Here is a 5462-nt window from a genome sequence, read left to right on the forward strand (position 1 = left end):
TGTTCAGGATTCAGTTTAAGTTTAATGTTTTTGAGATCCAGCATTCAAGAATGCTGTTCATGCTTATTCTTAGCGGACTTTTAGTATGTGATCTGCAAACATATGCGCAGGAACTCCCTCCGGTTACCAATTTCAGCCCCAATGACTATTCCGCAGGCAATCAGAACTGGATGATTTCCCAGGCTGATAACAAGAACCTGTATTTCGCAAATAGCACAGGTTTGCTTGAATATAATGGCGAGCGTTGGAGATTATACCCGGTACCCAATAAATCTATAGTTAGATCTGTAAAAGTTGTAAAAGAAAAAATCTTCACGGGAGCTTACATGGAAGCGGGATATTGGACTCCAAGAAATAATGGAGAGCTGGTTTTTCAAAGTCTTATCTCAAAGTTCCCTGATCTTAATGATGGCGAACAATTCTGGGATATTGAATATATAGATGGGCAGGTTGTTTTTAGAAGTTTTGCAGGCATATATCTATACGATCTGGAACGTGATGAGGTTACGAAAATGGCAAATCCAACAGGGAAACCTGTTTCCAATATTTTCAATTTTGAAGATGAACTTTATTTTCAGCTGGCTGGTGATGGATTGTATAAATTTGAAAAAGGTCAGCCCAGGCAGATCATTACCGGGGAGCAATTAGGAGATATTGCGATCATGCATTTATACGATCTGGCTGATGATGGTCTGTCTATTATTACCGGGAATTCTGAATTTTATAAAATTCGAGCGGGTGAGCTTGAGCAGTTTAATATACAGCTTAGTGAAAGCATAGGAAAACCAAATGCACTTGACGCACTGGATCTGAGTAATGGAAATTTAGTCTTGGGAACGGTAGGAAGTGGTGTGCTTGAAATCGATCGGGATGGTAAGATAATTGGTAGATTCGATCAGAATAATATTTTGCAAAATAACACAACCCTCGATCTGCACCTAGATCAGTCTGGGAATGTATGGACAGGACTAGATTACGGAATTAGCGTCATTGACCTTGGGTCTACATTTAGATCTTTTCAGGATAACAGGGGTAAAATTGGCTCAGTCTACGATTCATATAAAAAAGACGATTTGTTATACCTGGGCACAAACCAGGGACTGTATGTTAAAAAGGATGATTCCGAAGAATTTCAGCTGATACCGGGAACTAATGGACAGGTCTGGTTTCTGGATGAGATCGACGGTAACCTGTTTTGTGGTCATAATAGTGGGACGTTCCTGGTTGAAGGCGCCACTGCAAATAAGATCAGCGAGCGGCTAGGAACCTGGATCGTTAAGAAGTATAAGGAGGACCTCTATATACAGGGACATTATAATGGAATCAGTTTTCTACGGAAAGAGTATTCAGGGTTTGAAGATCTGCCTATGCTGAATAACTTTCCACATTCCTCCAAAAGTATTGTGGTTGCAAAGGACCTCAGTATCTGGATAGGTAACGAGCATAAGGGAGTTTTTAATCTTCAGCTCAACGATACTCTGAGCTCTGCTTCTAAGACCTCCAACTACAAATTTGACGAGGAATCTGGAATAACTTCCGGAGTATTTCAGTTTAATGATAGTCTATATTATAGTAGCCTGACCAATATCTACAAATTTGATCAGGTTGAAAATCGATTCGATCCAGATAATTCGTTAAATCTTTTAGTAAGCGATGTGGAGAGGGTTTCCGGTAGAATGATCGTCGAGGAAGATGATGTTCTTTGGGGTTTTTCCGAAGAAGGGATTTTTTCCATTGAGCCTGAAGGAGTTGGTAAGGATTATCAGCTCGAATATATTTTTATTGATCAGGATTACAGAAATATCGCGGTAGGATATGAGAATATCACTAGATTAAATAATGACAGGTATCTACTTGGAGTTGCTAACGGTTATGTAAGTTTTAATGATTCAGCTACAGACTTAAATTTTGCGGATTTCGAGATCAGCATAGATAGAATAACTGCAAGCTCCATAGATTCACTTGGAGTTTCTTTAAATTCTTCGGAAGAGATAGAGCTTCCATTCCAGCGTAATAACCTGAAATTTGAGTTTAGCGCGCCGGTTTTTAAGAAATACACCAACACTAAATATAGTTACCGTCTCGTTGGTCTATCTTCAAACTGGAGTGCATGGACTGAAGAACATGAGGTATCATACGAGAATCTGAATTTTGGAGATTATATTTTTGAGGTTAAAGCCCGGGTTGGTAATGCCGAAACTGAACCTGTAAGTGTACCATTTAATGTAGAGAGACCGTTTTATTTAAGTACTACCGCCATCATATTATATGTTCTGATCTTTCTGCTCATCCTGTATGCAGTTCATTTAATGAATAGGAGGCATCATCGCAAATACCTGGCAGAAAATGAACGAGCGCTTAAATTGAAGAACCTGGAAGCCGAAAAAGAGATCATTAAATTAAAAAATGAGAAACTGGAACAGGATATGGCAAGTAAAAACCGGGAACTGGCGGTAACGACCATGAGCCTTATCAAAAAGAATGAGTTTCTAACCAAGATCAAGGATCAACTAAAGGAATACGAAAAAACCGGAAAGGTGAATTCGGTGATACAAACTATCGATAAGGATATTAGTGAAGAAGACAACTGGAAATTCTTTAAGAAAGCATTCAGCAATGCCGATAAAGATTTCTTTAAAAAGATCAAATCTAAACATCCGGAACTTACTTCCAACGATTTAAAACTATGTGCTTATTTAAGACTGAATCTTAGCTCTAAAGAAATCGCTCCTCTGCTAAATATTTCGGTGAAAAGCGTAGAAATTAAACGATATCGTTTGCGTAAAAAGATGAATCTTGACCGCGAAACGAATTTAACCGAGTACATTCTCTCTCTATAACCTTTACAACTGTAGAAAATAACTCTACATCACCTCTACATTCTGCTAAATTACTAAAGTTTAACACATTAGGCAATTTGTTTTAATAAGGCATCTAATGCCTGTCCTTATTGCGATTTCTATAATTCGAGCCGCTAAAAATTGATAAAACTATAATTGTAGATATTTTGTAAAGGTTGAAAATCCTATCTACGCACTTCATGTTAATATATTGTAAAAGCAAATTTAATTTTAAAACACATGAGGAAATTTACCTGTCTTTTGATTGTATTTCTAAGCGGGTTTTTCGGTGCTTACGCGCAATCGTTTTCGGTTAGCGGAACTATCATCGATGAGAACAAAATGCCTTTACTTGGAGTAAATGTCATCGTAAAAAATGAGTCAAGAGGTACTACTACAGATTTTGACGGAAATTATACGGTACAGAATATCTCCTCTGGAGATGTACTTCAGTTCAGTTATTTAGGTTTTCAAACCCAGGAAATCACAGTAAATGATCAACAAACGATCAATGTAACGCTTCAAACAGATTCAGAAGCATTAAATGAAGTAGTAGTGATTGGGTATGGTACTCAGTCAAGAAAGGAAATAACTGGTGCGGTAAGCGTAGTAGGTTCAGAAACCATAGAGGATTTGAACCCGGCACGAGTGGAACAGGCCTTACAGGGTCGAGTAGCAGGGGTGAACATCACATCTACTTCAGGTTCTCCGGGAAGTGCTTCCACTATTAATATTAGAGGTATAAGTACCAATGGTGATAACCGACCTCTAATTCTTGTGGATGGTAACGTGATCGAAGATCTTAGTGTTATTAACCCTAACGATATAGAAAGCATCAATGTATTGAAAGATGCAACTGCTGGTATCTACGGGGTTAGAGCTGCCAACGGGGTAATTCTTATTACTACTAAAACAGGTTCTTACAATGCAGATCTTCAGGTAGAATTTGATGCTTATACAGGTGTTCAGCAAACTACTCGAAGATTACCTGCATTAAATGCTACCGAATATGCAGTGATCGTTAACGAAGCTTACGCAGCAGATGGTCAGAATCCTCCTTACCCAAATTATAGAAACCTTGGAGAAGGAACAGATTATCAGGATGAGGTGTTTACAACAGCACCAATGTCTGATATGAACCTGAATATTTCTGGTGGTGGAGATCGATCAAAGTATTCCTTTGGAGCTTCCTATTTCAACCAGGATGGTATTGTTGGTGGAAGTAAATCCAATTACGATCGTTTTACAGGACGTGTAAACTATAATCTGGAAATTATAGATAACCTGAAACTTAACTTATCAGGGATTTATACCAATAGTAACCGTAAGACTTTAGCTGAAAATGCCCTTGGGTCTGTACTTTTTAATGCGGTGAACATGAATCCAAACATCCCTGTACGTAATGCAGATGGAAATTTCTCTCTTGCTGAAGGGCTAGGAAATGAAGTGATCAATCCGCTAGCTCAGATCAACGATGCTTTCAATGATACACGAGTAGACAAAATTAGTGGTGTTGGTGGACTTGAATATACTATATGGGATAAGTTAACCGCGAAGACTCAATTCCAGTTTAACTATTCTGAAGTTGATGGAAGATATTTCTCTCCAGAGGTTTTCTACGGATCTGGAAAGGTTTTCAACGTAGACCGTAACAATGTTACCGAGAACTTTGAGATCTACAGAGATTATACCTGGGATAACTTTTTAACCTATAATGACAGCTTTGGTGATCATAATCTTAAGTGGTTATTGGGTATGTCGGTTTTTAAAACTACCGGAGATCTTGCTTCTTTAACAGGATTTGAACTTCCATCTAATGAATATGGCTCAGCGAGAGTTTCAAATGCTGCGGAAGTTGTAGATAACTATCAGAATGGTGGAGATACTTTCGATACCCGTTTATTGTCTTACTTCACACGAGTACAATATGACTATCAGGGAAAATATCTATTTTCTGGTTTGATAAGACGTGATGGCTCAACCGCTTTTGGTCCTGAAAACAAATTTGGATGGTTCCCTTCTGCTTCTGTAGGTTGGGTAATTTCAGATGAAGATTTTATAAATGACAACGGCGCTTTAAACTTCTTAAAGTTAAGAGGTAGTTACGGGATCATTGGAAACGATAGAATTCCTGCTTTTAGATATGCCTCTCTACTGAATGGTGAAGGTGCTTATGTATTTGATGATGAAATTATCTTCGGAAAAGCAAGTGGTGCCCTAGGAAACCCTGAAATTAAATGGGAAAAGCAGAAAACACTCGATATTGGACTTGATGCCAGGTTCTTTAATTCCAGTGTTGATGTTACTATTGACTACTTTAAAAAGAAAACCGAAGATCTTCTTGTGATTCCGCAGGTATCAGGAATCTTAGGAGTTGCTGCTCCAGGATCTTCTGCTCCATTTGTAAATGGTGGTGGAGTCGAAAACGAAGGACTTGAATTCTCTATTGGATACAATCAGGTTGTAAACGATAATTTTAAGTTCAATGTAAACTATAACCTTACAGCTCTTAGAAATGAAGTGCTTTACGTAAATAGTGAAAGTGGATTCATTCCCGGAGGAGTTTTTGGAATAGGACAGGAACCACCATCCAGAATGGAGCCAGGAAAACCTATTGGATAT

Annotated in this window: 2 protein-coding genes; both read left to right on the plus strand. The window is 38.2% G+C overall.

Annotation, left to right across the window (positions count from 1 at the left end; genetic code table 11):
• On the plus strand, positions 1-2840 hold a 2840-nt coding region (locus tag QZ620_RS13360), incomplete at its 5' end, for a triple tyrosine motif-containing protein (protein WP_366935478.1).
• Positions 2841-3080: 240 nt separating this feature from the next.
• The coding region (locus tag QZ620_RS13365) for a SusC/RagA family TonB-linked outer membrane protein (RefSeq protein WP_295182566.1) at positions 3081-5462 on the plus strand (2382 nt) is incomplete at its 3' end.

Origin of the sequence: uncultured Christiangramia sp., from assembly GCF_913046405.1 — a bacterium.
Lineage (GTDB): Bacteria > Bacteroidota > Bacteroidia > Flavobacteriales > Flavobacteriaceae > Christiangramia > Christiangramia marina.